This is a genomic window from Xanthomonas sp. JL1 (genome assembly GCF_038405005.1).
The window spans coordinates 41,053-53,064 of record NZ_JBBYGR010000045.1 but is presented as its reverse complement, the minus strand read 5'-3'; the positions used below and the strand labels follow the sequence as shown (position 1 = coordinate 53,064).

Here is a 12,012-nt window from a genome sequence, read left to right as displayed (position 1 = left end):
GATCCACTCGCGCACCAGCGTACGACGCGCCGGTGCGCTCACCATTGTTTTTGCAGCGCATCCTTGATCAGGTCGTTCTGAAACACCTGCTCGGCCAGCAACTTCTTCAGTCGCGTGTTCTCGGCCTCCAGGTCCTTGAACCGCTTGGCATCGGGCACGCTCATGCCGCCGAACTTGCTGCGCCACAGGTAGTAGGAAGCCTCACTGAAGCCATGCCGTCGGCACAGGTCTGATCGGCATGCCGGCCTCGGCTTCGCGCAGGAAGCCGATGATCTGCTCTTCGGAAAAGCGCTTCTTCACGTCCAATCTCCTCGGGATAGGGAATTGGATTGCAAACTGAGGTGCTACTCAAACTTGGGGGGACGTCGGCCCCAACGATCGGCGGCGCGTTGCTCTACCGCCTATGGATCTCTCGCCCGGCAAGGACTGCACATGTCGGGCTGGCAGTGGGACAGATTCCGCAACGCTTGCGTCGTCGTCGGGCTATGGCCGTGCGTCGGGTGGTAGCCCATGGCTGAGTCAATCTTGGTTTATGGACCGATGGCCAGCGGCAAGACGCTAAACGCCGAGGCGATCTGCCAGGCCTGCGGCCTCAAGCGCGTGGTCGAGTTGGATGAGCGACTGCAACGCAAAGGCTAGGACTGGCAGCTGAGCCAGAACGACGTGCTCATGCTCGCCAACGACAAGGCGCTGGCTGAACGCACGGCACAGCGAATGCGCATCCAGACGGTTGCGATCGCCGAGGCGTGTGTGCCGGTCGGTGCAGCGTGGAGGATGCCGCGATGAACCTTGACCGCGTCATTGCTGTGTCCCGCGCAGCGCAGGCCTACGACGACCCCGGTCCGCTGTCCACTGGGGAGGCATTGACCGCTGCCCTAGTGCTCAACCGGCACGACTGGCTCGCGGACATGGATTACACCATCGCGCAGGCGCTCGATCGGATCGATGAAGACAGCATTGCGCACCTACGGCAGGCAGAGCGAGCGATCGGAAACGGCGCGGGGGCAACGGAGGAAAACCCCGCATGACACAGCGCGAGATCTCGCACCCTGAGCCGCTGCCCGCCTACAGGGATGGACATGCTGGCCGGCACATCGCGGACGGCCGCCGCCTGCAGGCCGGCGGCGGGCACGTTATTGAGTGCCCATGTGGTCGCACCAAGAAGCACGCCGCGTTCGACCAGGCACTGGCCGAATGGAAGCGGATGCATCGCATCCGCGTGCCTCGCCAGGCAGCGCCGGCAGACAGCAACGTGGTGCAGCTGGGCCTACGCCTGCGCGGAGGCACCAGCCAATGAGCGATGAGGCAATGGAAGTACACAGGCTCCAATGCGAGGCGCGCCATTGGCTGCAGCAGGGCTACACCGACGCCAGGTCGGTGAGTCTCCTGCAGCAGATGATCGCCGCCAAGCGCGGCGCCCAGGCGGCACAGGATCTGCGCGACGAGATGCGGCAGCAATGGAAGACCCGCCGTCAATGGCAGCAGGAGCAGCTGCTATGACCGAGCGAATCCTGCACTTCGAGGATCTGCAGCGTATCTATGCTCCTGACGGACCCAGGCCGCAGGTAGCGTCCGTGGTCAGGTGGGCTGATCGGACAGGCATTCGCTACCAGTACGACAGGCGCGGCCGCATATGGACAACGTTGGATGCGATAAACGCATCTCTTGGCCTTGTCACTGCAGCAAATCAAGAACAGCACCAAGACGAGGATCTCATCTGATGGCGCGGGGACGTAAACGGAGGTTCAACCCGAATATTCCAGGTCACATCGAGCAGGAGGCGCTCCCTAAAGGCATCTACTGGGAGAACGGCCGCTGGTACATGCATGAAGACCATCCGGACGGTGGCCGACAAGTGAAGCGTACGGTCGCCTTTCGAAGTGCTCGTCTCTCTGAACTCCATGCAATCGCAGAATCTCGACTACGAGGGGACGTGCGTGGCACGCTGCGTTACCTCTTCGACCGTTTCCACGAAGCGAGCGAATTTAAGGAACTACAGCATGACACGCAGAAGGATTACCGACGCTACGCTGATACGCTTGCCAACTATGTCCGCAAGGATGGGTCCAAGCTCGGTGGTGTGCAGTTGGAACACATCACTACGCCCGTGGTGCAGCGGCTGCTTGAGACCTTTGCAAACGGGAGACCGGCTACTCGCCTGCAGCAGGCGCTTCCTCCAACGCCTAGCAAGGCCAATCATCTGTATCGCTACCTCCGGCGAACACTCGCGTGGGGGGTGCGCCATGGCTACTGCAAGGAGAATCCTGCAATTGGTGTTCTCCAGGCGAAGGAGGCTAAGGCCTTCAGGATGCCTACGCCTGATGCGTTCGAGGCTGTTCTACAGTTCGCCCGCGAGCGCGGCGCTTTAAAGCCTCACACCAAAGGTAGCTTTCCCAGCTATCTCCCCCCAGTCATGGTGCTGGCATACAGCGCCAGGCTGCGCGGTATCGAAGTTTGCTCACTCACTGACGCACATCGGCTAGAACACGGCGTGCACGCGTCACGTAGAAAGGGATCGCGCGACACACTCACCACGTGGGACGCCCACATGACGGAAGCATGGGAGGCGTTGCTGGCTCGCCGATCAGAAATCTGCAACAAGCCTGGCCGCAACTTTCCGATACCAATGAAGCCGGAAGAACGCTTCTTCCTCATTGAGCAGACCGGCAATCCGATTGTCAAGTCGTCACTCGACAGCGCATGGCAGCGATTCATCCCTGCGGCAATACGCGATGGCGTGATCAAGTCTGAGGAGCGCTTCTCACTACATGGTTTGAAGCATCGGGGCGTTACCGACACCGAGGGCAATCGAGGCGATAAGCAAGATGCAGCTGGGCACGTCTCGTCGTCGATGACAGATCGTTACGACCACGAGTTACCGGTCGTGAAACCTCCACGACGGCGCTGAATTTTCCCAACAATTTTCCCAAGCCCACAAAACAGGCACTTCGACTCGCGTCCAAGTGCCTGTTTTTATTGGTGGGCCCAGAAGGATTCGAACCTTCAACCAAAGGATTATGAGTTCGTCGCCAACGTGCTATGCCTAGGAAAATCAAGCATAGGGGAGCGTAAGCTACAGAACAAAAAAGTAAGCTGCGACAGTAGTTTAGCGCAGCTTGACGAAGGTGGGCAAAACTGAGTCCTGTACCGCAGGAGTACCGGGTTGATCAGCTCCGGTAGTCGACGATCTCTTTACGATCAAGCTCTCCGGCAGGAACCAGCTTGTAGTGCCGTTCTTCTACGACCTTGAGCTCGTCGTCGTCCATCTTCAGCTCAAACAAGGCGATCTGGTCGCTGCTGACGAACTGCGCCGAGATGGCTCGGCATCGTAGGGTTGGATACTTCTGCGTGCACCAAGCAGTGTCTTGAGCGGTCTGCACTGCAGAAATTTGGTCGCTGCCTCCCTTGGCTTGTACTGGAATGACATAGTGGCAACCGTACTTGTCGAGACCCACGTACAACTCATCTATCTCGATCTGTCCGACGCCCTTTACGCTCGTACGCAGATGGTTCTGCAAAGAGAATGTAGTTAGGCCAAGAAAGATGTCGATGAGGCGGTTGTAGCGCACTTTCGCCAACAGCGCCTGTTCGTCGTCGAGCGCATAGGCACCGATGATCTCGGGCGTATTGTCGGGAATACGAATGACAGCGAGGTTCGGGTTGGGGACGATGCGATTGGCCGTCGCCAAGCGGAAGCGGTACTTGGCCCGCCCGACCAATTCGATGATCCATTCGCGCCCCACTGGCTGGGTCGCCAACACCTTGGCGGGCATGGGAGTGCGAAAACGGATCGAGTAGATCACGTCGCCAAGATTGTCGGGTAGCGCGATGTCGAGTTCCTGGGCAGCTTCCTTGAGTGCTTTGCGCTCGAACGGAATTTCGGTTATGCCCTCGGAGTACCCGTCGAAGAAAATTTTCTCGATAAGCTGGTGATAGCGGCTCGGTGCCTTGGTGGTGTCGTTCATGCTGTTACCAGCTCTCTTTCTTCGTGACGTCGAGGTGCGGGCCGATCAACAGGGCGGCTACGTCGTGCAATGACCGTGCTAGAAACGCCAAACATCGCTGCGGCATCGGTCATAGAAATGCCAATCAGGCTCTGGTCTCCAAGCGCCAACATCTCGGACGGCTTTTCTGGCTTTTTGCGCAGAGCTTTCATGATCTGTCCTCCGACGGCACGAGCTAGCAGCGGAGGGACGCTGTTGCCGATCTGGCGGAACCCGTGCCACTTGGTCGCATGGAATCGGAACCAATCCGGATAGGAGTGCAGGCGAGCAGCTTCACGAACAGTGATGACGCGCGGAACCGTCGGATGAATTGGGCGAGGCGACGTGAATGCACCTCGATCGCTCGCAGTACCTGCGCGTAGTGTGTTGCAGATGCCGTTTAGAGCCAGTTTCTTGAACCGACTGACAGGCTCCACATCGTCGGGAGCTATGGCAGCAAAGCGTTGACGCGATAACTCGGTGTGGTCTGTCAACAATGAGCCAGTGAGTAGCATGGGGTCGAATTGTCGGCGATAGCCGAAGTCGGTCGGATCGTCTTTCTTGCCACGAAGATAAGCCGCATACGTTGATGGCTTACCGTATTTCGCCTTCACCCAGTCGCGCTCCCATAGCTCAGGGAAGCTCTCCGCATCGGGTATGTCGCCTATAGCATCGCCTACGGTCGTGCGTCCAGTAGGCTCCGGGTAGGCCGGAAGAGGAAGACCTTTGCGAGCGCCCATGAGGATCAAACGGCGTCTATCTTGCGGCACTCCATAGTCGGCTGCGTTGAGCACTCTGTAATCCGTTACTACATCGTAGCCACCATTCTGAAAGGCCTCGATAACCTCCTTTAGAAACTGGCGATGCTTACCGACGGTGAGGCCCTTGACGTTCTCGAACACAAAGTATTTGGGCTTCAATTCCATCACCACGCGCACATAGTGATGCACGAGCTGATTGCGCGAGTCGTCGAGCGCGCGCTTCCCGATGAGAGAGAAGCCTTGACAGGGCGCACCACCAATCACGATGTCGATATCGCGCTTTCCGATGCCGGCGATGCGACGCAGTTCGTCGCCCGTTACATCGACAACGCTCTTGCAGACAGTGGCGCACTTGGGGAAGTTGAACTTGTGCGCAGCGCAGTGGATTGGGTCGATATCCACCGCTGCGACGAGGTCGAATCCAGCTTGCTCGAAACCGAGGCTGAGCCCCCCGGCCCCAGCGAACAGGTCGATCCCGATGGGGCGTGTCATAGCTGAATGTCCTTGTCGTTCGTTGAGTGCAGATCGCAGACTGGGATCATACAAAGAAACGATCGCTTTGTCGATCGTTTTTAGCTCGGGTCAAGGATGTTCCTAAGCCGTGCCTCCAAAGCGCCGAGATCGCTCAGCTCGCACTGCCAGACAACGGCAACGCGCCAGCCTTCTGCGGCCAAAGCGGCTTCCTTTCGCTGATCGCGAGCTCGATTGGCCTCGATCTTCGGACTCCAGTAGTCGAGGCGCGATTTCGGTAGTTGTCCGATCCGACACCCATGACCGTGCCAGAAGCAGCCATGCACGAACAACACTAAGCGCCGGCTCGGAAACACGATATCGGGAGTTCCAGGCAAGTCTTTGCGGTGCAGTCGGAAGCGGTAGCCAATGCTATGCAGTAGAGAGCGCACCGCCTTCTCGGGCCGCGTGTTCTTACTTCTTACCTGCTGCATCAGATAGCGACGACGCTCGGGGGACAATCGGTCAGTCATGGCCCTGGTTGCGTGTCTGTATTGATGAAGGTTTGTGCGCTTTCCGCCCGTTGGAAGCGGGCAGAGGGGGGGCAACGTTGCTGTTCGTCGCGATGTTCAGCATCCAGCGACTAAGGCTAGCGTCCTGGACGGCCGCCACCTTGTCCGTGTGCCGGTAGATGTAAGTCGCCAGTTTCTCCATCTGTTCAGTCTTGATTCCGGCCGGCTTGCCTTCGTTTAGCCGCTTGGCGATCTGATTCAGGTTCCGGCCGATGGCCCTGAGCTGATACGACGATTCCCATAGAGCTTTCGTCGTCTCCATCGTGAACTGCGGTTCGTGGGTCAGGCTGGCCCGCACGCAGTTGACGATCCAGCGATGAGGGGAACAGCCCTCGGCGTCGGCCTTGGTCGTGATGCTCTGGTACTCGGTTGGTGTGAGTCGAACCTCGACCCGTTCCTTTGGCCCATCGTCTGGATGGCCAGCAGCCTGAGCGGCGACCCAGTTACGCACCTCGTTCGGTATGTTGTCCTGGACGAGGTAGCGCATTAGCGCCCGGATCACCTCGGACGGCTTCTTGTCCGACTTCGCGCACCATTCCTCCCATTGCGCTTGCAATCCGGCCGGTACGCGAACGCGGTAAATGTGACTGTCGCGGGTCGCTCCGATTTCAGCTTTTCTCGGCATGGCCTTCTCGGTAGAAATATGTTCAGTTCACGTGCTTGCCCGTAGTGTGGCACAAAATACCGGCGTTAGCCTATCCTGCACTAGCCCACACTTCCCCTCGTTTTTTCGTCATGACGAAGAAATTCAGGGTCATGGCCAAGGACATCCAAAAGGATGGAGGCATGGGTTCGCTGTGCATCGGGCAGCCAGACCTTGCTGGGCGAGGGTTACTTTCAACTGGCCGTTGCCTTCGGGCGTGGTGCCGCTGTTTGCAGTACGAGCCATCCACTTGCAATCAGCACGCCGCCCCCTTCGCCCTGCGGGCGTGGTGGAGAAAGGCGGCTTCGCCGCCGCAGCCTTCGGAGTCAGGAACACCAACTCGGCATCAGTCGGCATAGGCGCTAAGAATTTCGTCATGACGAAATTTTCGAGATCAGGACTCAGACCTCTAGCGCTGCTCTTGGTCACTGCCAGAGCCTTGTAGTCGTAGTAATAGTATTACTACGACTATTACTACCAATGCAGGGATGGTGACACGGCGATGACCTGGCCGAGCTGCCGGCGTCACCAATGCCCGGCGATGGTGACAGGCTCGCGCGATCGAGGAAAATCCGCCGTCACCAAAAAGAAAGCCACGCCGAGGCGGGGCCATGGTGCGGATCGAGAGACTTACCGCTGACGCAGCGCAAGCCGGACGTGACGCCAGAAGATGCGCCATTCTCCGAGCTGGCCGCCATCGAGCAGCAGCGCCCGGAACATGGCGAACGCCTCGCCCGGCCGCTTGCGGTACGCCTCGGCCATTGCTTCGTCGTGCGGCTTGTCCTTCATCGTTCGTACTCCATCACCGGCAGCGGGTAGGCCCGCGCGATGCTTTCCATGTTGTAGCGGTATTCCAGGCGGCCAAGCGTGGAGGGCTTAGCCCCTGTCCGCTTCGCCGCATGGGCGACCGTCTGCACGTCCCTGGCATGATCGAAGGCGAGGCCCGGCACCTTCGCCTTGATACCCCGAGGATTGCTCGACTGTTCCCACTCTTGCAGCCAGTGAGCAATGCGGCGGCTGTCGGGAACGTAGCCCGTTGCGTGCGTCATGAGGCGCATCAGGGCTTCATGCTCTAGCTGGCTGAACATGGCTTGTTATCCCTTTTTCATGGTTCCGCCATCGGGCTTGCTCCAGGCTTGTTGCAACCGTTCCTTCAGGCCGTCCCGATAGGCTGGATTCTTGGCAAAGACACTGCGACCCATCGCAAGGTGCTCAAGGCGGCTGGATGTGGTTTGGTGCCCGGTGCGCGGGTCAAGGCGGGTTGAGGTCGGATTGATGATTCTTACCGCCGTACTGGCCGGAGCCATAGCGCCTTGAGCCATGCCGCGCAATGTCACGGCTGCACTACTGATGCCACCCGCGAGCTGGCCGGCGACGTTGTTTGCTTCGGCCAGGAGCCAGAACATAACCAACGTGAAGGTAATCAGCACCAGGGACGTGAATAGCGTGTTTTGGTCGCTGTCCAGATCGACGCTGTTTATCACCGCGTCAAAGCCCTTGAAGGCCAACCCCATGACGGCCGCCACCAGGGCGATGCGCAGGATGTAGGTCATCACCTGCCCGAACCAGCTATCGAAGAACTTCGACGTGGCAGGCCAGAGCAGCAGCGCAACGAACACCGGGCCGATGCCGAGCATGATCGTCAGGGCGGCTTTCGCCACAACGATCATGCCGCCGGCCGGCACGCCAATCAGGCCCGTTGCAACGGCGATGATGGTGGCATTGATGTATTCACCAAACATCGTGCCCATCTCGGTTATGCCTCGATTTCCGGCCTTTTCCCAAAGGTCGGCAGCGATCCCCCATCCCTTGCCGAGCGCCGCATCCACGACCGAGTAAACCGACGTGGGACTTGACCCGTCCCCCGTCCCGGCAAAGGCCGATGTAAAGCCGGTTTCCAGCGACTGGATGCTACCGACGACCCAATCCGAGTAGGTTGCAGCGTTCAGCGCCAGGGCACCGATGAACAGGTACTTGACGCACGTTTTCATGAACGTGGAGAAGGGCAGTTCGACATACCCCCAACCGATGGCGTAGCCCATCAGCGTCAGGTGGATGGTGGCCCCGCCGATGAAAAACAGGGTGAAGGTCGAAATGACCTCACCCACGGTTCCGGTGATGAACGGATTCAGCGCCGCGTCGAGGTACTGGCCTATGAACTGAAAAATCATCGGGTCCATGTCATTCCCCCCTCTTATTGAGATCGACCGGCGGCAGCTTCAAGTAGCCACGCCGCGACAGGTCTTTTTCGTTCTGCGCCTGCTGCGCGTTGATGCAGTTGGGAGAGGCTGCCAGTTCGCCGGGGTTGCTCTTGCACTTGGCGATCATGTCCTTTCGTTCCGCGTCATGGGCCTTGTACCAATCGACCGTTTGAACGGGCGTGTTCTCGCCGCAGCCGGCCAGGACGGCCGCGACAACTAGGGAGAGGGCGAGCTTTTTCATTTGCGCACCTCGCGCGTTTCCGCGTCGATGACACGGCCGGAGCCTTGGCGGGCTTCGTGTTGCTGCGCCACGTCCAGGGCGTGGGCCAGCTCGGCCGCGTCGATGATGCGCAGCGCCGCGACCGTGCGCAGGGCGCTTTCCCGCGTGCCGGCCCAATGGCCCGCGAAGCGTTCGCCGGACTGGCGCAGCATGAACATGCACCCGAGCAGGCAACCCAGGGAGAGGAACACCGACGCATACGGCGAAATGGGGCCGTCCTGGCGCGGTAGCGTGATACCTGCCCAATCGACCAGTGCGAGCAGGAAGGGCATGAAAGCCAGGATGCCGGCGACAAGATCACCGTGCAACATCGAGGGCGCGCGCCGGCTAACCTCGCGCATGAAGCCCATGCGGTCAATGCACGACCAGAAGCGCCACATTGCCAGCAGGATGAAGAAGCAGAGCGCCACCAGGGGAGCATGAAAATAGGAAATCATGGTCGTGTCCCCCTCAATTCGTGACCTGGGGCTGAATCCAGCCGCGCCGTGCGCCTGCCTTGGCGTTCAGTTCGCGTTGCCGCTGCTCCTGCAAACGATCTTCGGCCGCCGCGACCATCTGATACATCTGGAGCTTCGTTTGCTCGTTCTGGATCATCGCCTGTTCGACGGCGATCCGGCCTTGCAGCTCGGCGATGGCCTTCGGATCGGGCGTGTCGTTGATCTTCGCCATGAGCTGGTCGATTTGGGTTAGCCGCGACTTCGCCTTGTCGTAGGCATCCAGGGCAAAAGCCTTGTCCTGGGCACCCTTGACGGCCTGGGCTTCGCACGCCGTCCGCTGGTCTGCGACCTTGAAATGCGCGCAGGCATCGAAAGCCTTGTTGCCCTCATAGATTGACAGCGCCCGGCCGCTCAGGCCGGAATAGCCGCCCGACTTCACGGCGTCATAGACGCCTTGCCAGTCGTTCGGCAGGTAGTCGCGCAGGGCCGCGTTATTCAGGATTTGCCCGAGGTTCCGCGAGCCGGTCAGCGACTCGTATTGCTGCTTCATCTGGTTGATTTGGCTGGTCATCTGGTCGTACTGCATCTTCCACTTGGCGATGGTTTCGACCTGGGCGGCGACCTGCTGCGCAATGGAAGCGCCGTCAGTGACCGGAATCTGCGCGTATGTGGAATTGCTCAGGAAAACTGAGCAAGCTACGGTGATTACCGCTAAGGTTTTGAGAGATTGCATGTTTGCCACTCCTTTTCGGTGAGAAGGAGGGGACGCTGGTCGTCTTTCCGACCTGTCCGCCGGCTCTTTCGAGCTACTGTTCCCGGCAGTCAGCCCCGCATTACTTGGGGCGGCACCCTGCCCGCGTTGCACGGGCTTCGGGCTAGTCACAACGGTCTTTCCGCGTCGTCAGGGCCGTCTTTTCCGGTTCCCACGGTCACGCCACTTTCGGCGGGTCAGATCGGCATCTTGATGCCTTCCCCGATCATCAGGCCCTTCTTTTCAGGCCGGCAGCCCGGTACGCCGAAGCGCTCTTGGGGCAAACAAGCGTCCCCCTTGGGGGATACGGTGACCGGGGACAACCCGGCCGATTTACCAATCGGTTCGATCAATACTGAATTCTTCGCTCAAATACGGAATATTCGCAAGCTCCTCCAAGGCTTGATCCACGGTTCTGAACCAGAGTTGACGTCCGTGGCCATCAACAACGCGCCGAAAGTCTCCGGCGTTCTCCACGCTCAAGGCGTATCCATGCCGCCGATTCGCTTTCAGGATCACGCGCACGAGCCCCGTTCGCTCCAAGCTGTCGCAGTAAGCATCCAGGTCTCCATAGCGCAAGGTCGCAGTCGGGCGGCGGCTCTGCGGCCGGGTAGTCATTCGACGGTGGCCCCCTTTCTGCCCAGCATGGTCTGGATGCGCTCCAAGTGATGACGAATGACCTCGGGCGAAGCTGTCTGAACTGGTGTCTCGGCTGGTGTGCTCTGAATCCGCAATCTCTTTTCCTTCGCGGCAAGACCGGCCGACGGTGCGAAACGTCCTTGATGAAAGCGATCCAGAACCGCGCGAAACCAGCGTTCCGGGCTGGTCTTGATGCTCTGCGTTGCCATTACCCCGGCGAGTTCGTCCAGGAGCATCTGTGCATCGTTGGCATCAAGGCCACTCACCATGGAGGCGATGGCACTGCGCTCCCGCTCATTCAGGCGTGAAGGCCACACCAATGCGCCGCAGGCGCCTTTCTCCGCCTCGCCCGGTACGGGCGAAGGGGGCGGCGTGTGGATAACTTTCGCCGGTAGTTGTAGTGACGATTTATTGATGGTTCTGGTTGGTGGTTCATGGGGTGACACAGTTCTGTCGCCCTGGGATGTCTGTCGTGTCACCGGGGGAGTGACGGCCGCGTCGCCCCCCGGTGACAACTTGTCGGAGGGGGTGAGAGATGGGGATGACAAATTGACGGGGGGTGATTCGAGGCACAGGTAATAGGCATTCGAGGATTGCCCTCCGTCGCCTCGAAATCTGCGCTCGATATGAAGGAAGCCGCGTTCTTCCAGCTCTTTCAAAACGCGCTGCACCGTTCGCTCAGACGCACAGCACTTTTCGGCGATGAGCCGCACGCGCGGCCAGCACTTCCCGATCTCATCGGCCGAATCAGCCAAGGCCATCAGGATCAGCTTTGAATTGGGTGGTAGCCGCTGCTCCCACGCCCAGTTCATCGCCTTGATGCTCATCGCGCCAGCGCTCCTTGCGCACTGCTATCGAGTGCGAGCGCGTCCTTGACTTGGAGAGTGCGGAAGTAGACGCGCCGGCCAACCCGCAGCATCGTGGGCTTGAGCTTGCGGGCGACATCAGTATCCGAGTACAGCGCAACCCGGATACCGTCTGGCGAGCGACCGAGCAACCCCGCCACGTCGCCAAGACTCATGAGTGGGCCATACCGTTGAAGTAGATATTCTTCCGTTGTCATCAATACATCCACCGAAATAATGAGTAGATGGGCGTATTTTTTGACTGATATGGCTATTGGTCAAATTTAAGTCATTGATTTTTAAAGCCAAAATCAACTATCTCACCATACCAAAATGCACCATCCTCGATTACCAAAATAAGGTATCTTGGCGTCGAGCATTTCGCGGATAGAAAAATATCTTTTCAAATCAAATAATTGCGTCAGCTATGGAAATAAGAAAATTCATTGA

18 protein-coding genes and 1 pseudogene are annotated in these 12,012 nt (G+C 59.1%); 5 read left to right on the top strand and 14 right to left on the bottom strand.

Going from position 1 to position 12,012, the window contains the following annotated elements:
• Positions 1 to 300 (bottom strand): annotated as a pseudogene (locus WJW29_RS10290) (transposase); the annotation flags it as partial.
• Positions 301 to 782: 482 nt separating this feature from the next.
• On the opposite strand from WJW29_RS10290, the gene WJW29_RS10285 reads away from it, so the two are divergent.
• Genes WJW29_RS10285 through WJW29_RS10265 form a run of 5 tightly spaced genes read left to right on the top strand, consistent with a single transcriptional unit; the run spans position 783 to position 2,908 of the window.
• Positions 783 to 1,028 carry a hypothetical protein gene (locus tag WJW29_RS10285; RefSeq protein WP_011407508.1) on the top strand — a complete coding sequence of 82 codons (246 nt, stop codon included), beginning with the start codon at positions 783 to 785 and terminating at the stop codon, positions 1,026 to 1,028.
• Positions 1,025 to 1,297 (top strand): hypothetical protein, encoded by a 273-nt coding sequence (locus WJW29_RS10280; protein ID WP_011257521.1) that lies wholly within the window; start codon positions 1,025 to 1,027, stop codon positions 1,295 to 1,297. Before WJW29_RS10285 ends, WJW29_RS10280 begins: the two co-directional genes overlap by 4 nt.
• On the top strand, positions 1,294 to 1,500 hold the full coding sequence (locus WJW29_RS10275) for a hypothetical protein (protein WP_011257520.1): 207 nt from the start codon (positions 1,294 to 1,296) through the stop codon (positions 1,498 to 1,500). The genes WJW29_RS10280 and WJW29_RS10275 overlap by 4 nt, the downstream gene beginning before the upstream one ends.
• Positions 1,497 to 1,721, top strand: a complete 225-nt coding sequence (locus WJW29_RS10270; protein WP_024745954.1) for a hypothetical protein — start codon at positions 1,497 to 1,499, stop codon at positions 1,719 to 1,721. Before WJW29_RS10275 ends, WJW29_RS10270 begins: the two co-directional genes overlap by 4 nt.
• Entirely contained in the window at positions 1,721 to 2,908 is a 1,188-nt protein-coding gene (locus WJW29_RS10265; protein ID WP_011407507.1) for an integrase, read from the top strand. The genes WJW29_RS10270 and WJW29_RS10265 overlap by 1 nt, the downstream gene beginning before the upstream one ends.
• A gap of 259 nt (positions 2,909 to 3,167) precedes the next feature.
• Here WJW29_RS10265 and WJW29_RS10260 read toward each other — a convergent pair whose 3' ends face one another.
• The 13 genes from WJW29_RS10260 to WJW29_RS10200 all read right to left on the bottom strand — a co-directional run bounded on the left by WJW29_RS10260 (position 3,168) and on the right by WJW29_RS10200 (position 11,780).
• On the bottom strand, positions 3,168 to 3,965 hold the full coding sequence (locus WJW29_RS10260; protein ID WP_011257518.1) for a hypothetical protein: 798 nt from the start codon (positions 3,963 to 3,965) through the stop codon (positions 3,168 to 3,170).
• Positions 3,962 to 5,236: a DNA cytosine methyltransferase gene (locus WJW29_RS10255; protein ID WP_041181951.1), complete on the bottom strand. Its 1,275-nt coding sequence runs from the start codon at positions 5,234 to 5,236 to the stop codon at positions 3,962 to 3,964. Before WJW29_RS10255 ends, WJW29_RS10260 begins: the two co-directional genes overlap by 4 nt.
• Before the next feature lie 80 nt (positions 5,237 to 5,316).
• Positions 5,317 to 5,727, bottom strand: coding sequence for a DNA mismatch endonuclease Vsr (vsr, locus tag WJW29_RS10250; RefSeq protein ID WP_011257516.1), 411 nt, complete (start codon positions 5,725 to 5,727; stop codon positions 5,317 to 5,319).
• Positions 5,720 to 6,391, bottom strand: coding sequence for a plasmid mobilization relaxosome protein MobC (mobC, locus tag WJW29_RS10245; protein ID WP_198912804.1), 672 nt, complete (start codon positions 6,389 to 6,391; stop codon positions 5,720 to 5,722). The genes vsr and mobC overlap by 8 nt, the downstream gene beginning before the upstream one ends.
• Positions 6,392 to 7,039: 648 nt before the next feature.
• A complete protein-coding gene (locus WJW29_RS10240) occupies positions 7,040 to 7,198 on the bottom strand; it encodes a hypothetical protein (RefSeq protein ID WP_011257515.1) in 159 nt (52 codons plus the stop codon).
• Complete coding sequence (locus tag WJW29_RS10235) at positions 7,195 to 7,497, bottom strand: hypothetical protein (RefSeq protein ID WP_041181950.1); 303 nt, start codon at positions 7,495 to 7,497, stop codon at positions 7,195 to 7,197. The genes WJW29_RS10240 and WJW29_RS10235 overlap by 4 nt, the downstream gene beginning before the upstream one ends.
• 6 nt (positions 7,498 to 7,503) lie before the next feature.
• Positions 7,504 to 8,589 (bottom strand): type IV secretion system protein, encoded by a 1,086-nt coding sequence (locus WJW29_RS10230; protein WP_011257514.1) that lies wholly within the window; start codon positions 8,587 to 8,589, stop codon positions 7,504 to 7,506.
• A 1-nt stretch (position 8,590) separates the two neighbouring features.
• The gene (locus WJW29_RS10225) at positions 8,591 to 8,851 is read right to left on the bottom strand and encodes an EexN family lipoprotein (protein ID WP_041181949.1); all 261 of its coding nucleotides are present in this window, start codon (positions 8,849 to 8,851) and stop codon (positions 8,591 to 8,593) included.
• Positions 8,848 to 9,327 carry a hypothetical protein gene (locus WJW29_RS10220; RefSeq protein WP_011257512.1) on the bottom strand — a complete coding sequence of 160 codons (480 nt, stop codon included), beginning with the start codon at positions 9,325 to 9,327 and terminating at the stop codon, positions 8,848 to 8,850. Before WJW29_RS10220 ends, WJW29_RS10225 begins: the two co-directional genes overlap by 4 nt.
• A gap of 13 nt (positions 9,328 to 9,340) precedes the next feature.
• Complete coding sequence (gene virB5, locus WJW29_RS10215) at positions 9,341 to 10,060, bottom strand: P-type DNA transfer protein VirB5 (RefSeq protein WP_069959713.1); 720 nt, start codon at positions 10,058 to 10,060, stop codon at positions 9,341 to 9,343.
• A gap of 215 nt (positions 10,061 to 10,275) precedes the next feature.
• A complete protein-coding gene (locus WJW29_RS10210) occupies positions 10,276 to 10,431 on the bottom strand; it encodes a hypothetical protein (RefSeq protein ID WP_162899400.1) in 156 nt (51 codons plus the stop codon).
• 261 nt (positions 10,432 to 10,692) lie between these two features.
• Complete coding sequence (locus WJW29_RS10205) at positions 10,693 to 11,544, bottom strand: helix-turn-helix domain-containing protein (protein WP_011257508.1); 852 nt, start codon at positions 11,542 to 11,544, stop codon at positions 10,693 to 10,695.
• Complete coding sequence (locus tag WJW29_RS10200; RefSeq protein ID WP_025988679.1) at positions 11,541 to 11,780, bottom strand: hypothetical protein; 240 nt, start codon at positions 11,778 to 11,780, stop codon at positions 11,541 to 11,543. Before WJW29_RS10200 ends, WJW29_RS10205 begins: the two co-directional genes overlap by 4 nt.
• Between the last annotated feature and the right edge of the window lie 232 nt (positions 11,781 to 12,012).

Coding starts and splice junctions, on each gene's coding strand:
- mobC (WP_198912804.1), bottom strand. CDS start 6,391: ATGCCGAGAAAAGCTGAAATCGGAGCGACCCGCGACAGTCACATTTAC.
- WJW29_RS10275 (WP_011257520.1), top strand. CDS start 1,294: ATGAGCGATGAGGCAATGGAAGTACACAGGCTCCAATGCGAGGCGCGC.
- virB5 (WP_069959713.1), bottom strand. CDS start 10,060: ATGCAATCTCTCAAAACCTTAGCGGTAATCACCGTAGCTTGCTCAGTT.
- WJW29_RS10265 (WP_011407507.1), top strand. CDS start 1,721: ATGGCGCGGGGACGTAAACGGAGGTTCAACCCGAATATTCCAGGTCAC.
- WJW29_RS10220 (WP_011257512.1), bottom strand. CDS start 9,327: ATGATTTCCTATTTTCATGCTCCCCTGGTGGCGCTCTGCTTCTTCATC.
- WJW29_RS10255 (WP_041181951.1), bottom strand. CDS start 5,236: ATGACACGCCCCATCGGGATCGACCTGTTCGCTGGGGCCGGGGGGCTC.
- WJW29_RS10235 (WP_041181950.1), bottom strand. CDS start 7,497: ATGTTCAGCCAGCTAGAGCATGAAGCCCTGATGCGCCTCATGACGCAC.
- vsr (WP_011257516.1), bottom strand. CDS start 5,727: ATGACTGACCGATTGTCCCCCGAGCGTCGTCGCTATCTGATGCAGCAG.
- WJW29_RS10225 (WP_041181949.1), bottom strand. CDS start 8,851: ATGAAAAAGCTCGCCCTCTCCCTAGTTGTCGCGGCCGTCCTGGCCGGC.
- WJW29_RS10205 (WP_011257508.1), bottom strand. CDS start 11,544: ATGAGCATCAAGGCGATGAACTGGGCGTGGGAGCAGCGGCTACCACCC.
- WJW29_RS10270 (WP_024745954.1), top strand. CDS start 1,497: ATGACCGAGCGAATCCTGCACTTCGAGGATCTGCAGCGTATCTATGCT.
- WJW29_RS10200 (WP_025988679.1), bottom strand. CDS start 11,780: ATGACAACGGAAGAATATCTACTTCAACGGTATGGCCCACTCATGAGT.
- WJW29_RS10280 (WP_011257521.1), top strand. CDS start 1,025: ATGACACAGCGCGAGATCTCGCACCCTGAGCCGCTGCCCGCCTACAGG.
- WJW29_RS10230 (WP_011257514.1), bottom strand. CDS start 8,589: ATGGACCCGATGATTTTTCAGTTCATAGGCCAGTACCTCGACGCGGCG.
- WJW29_RS10260 (WP_011257518.1), bottom strand. CDS start 3,965: ATGAACGACACCACCAAGGCACCGAGCCGCTATCACCAGCTTATCGAG.
- WJW29_RS10240 (WP_011257515.1), bottom strand. CDS start 7,198: ATGAAGGACAAGCCGCACGACGAAGCAATGGCCGAGGCGTACCGCAAG.
- WJW29_RS10285 (WP_011407508.1), top strand. CDS start 783: ATGAACCTTGACCGCGTCATTGCTGTGTCCCGCGCAGCGCAGGCCTAC.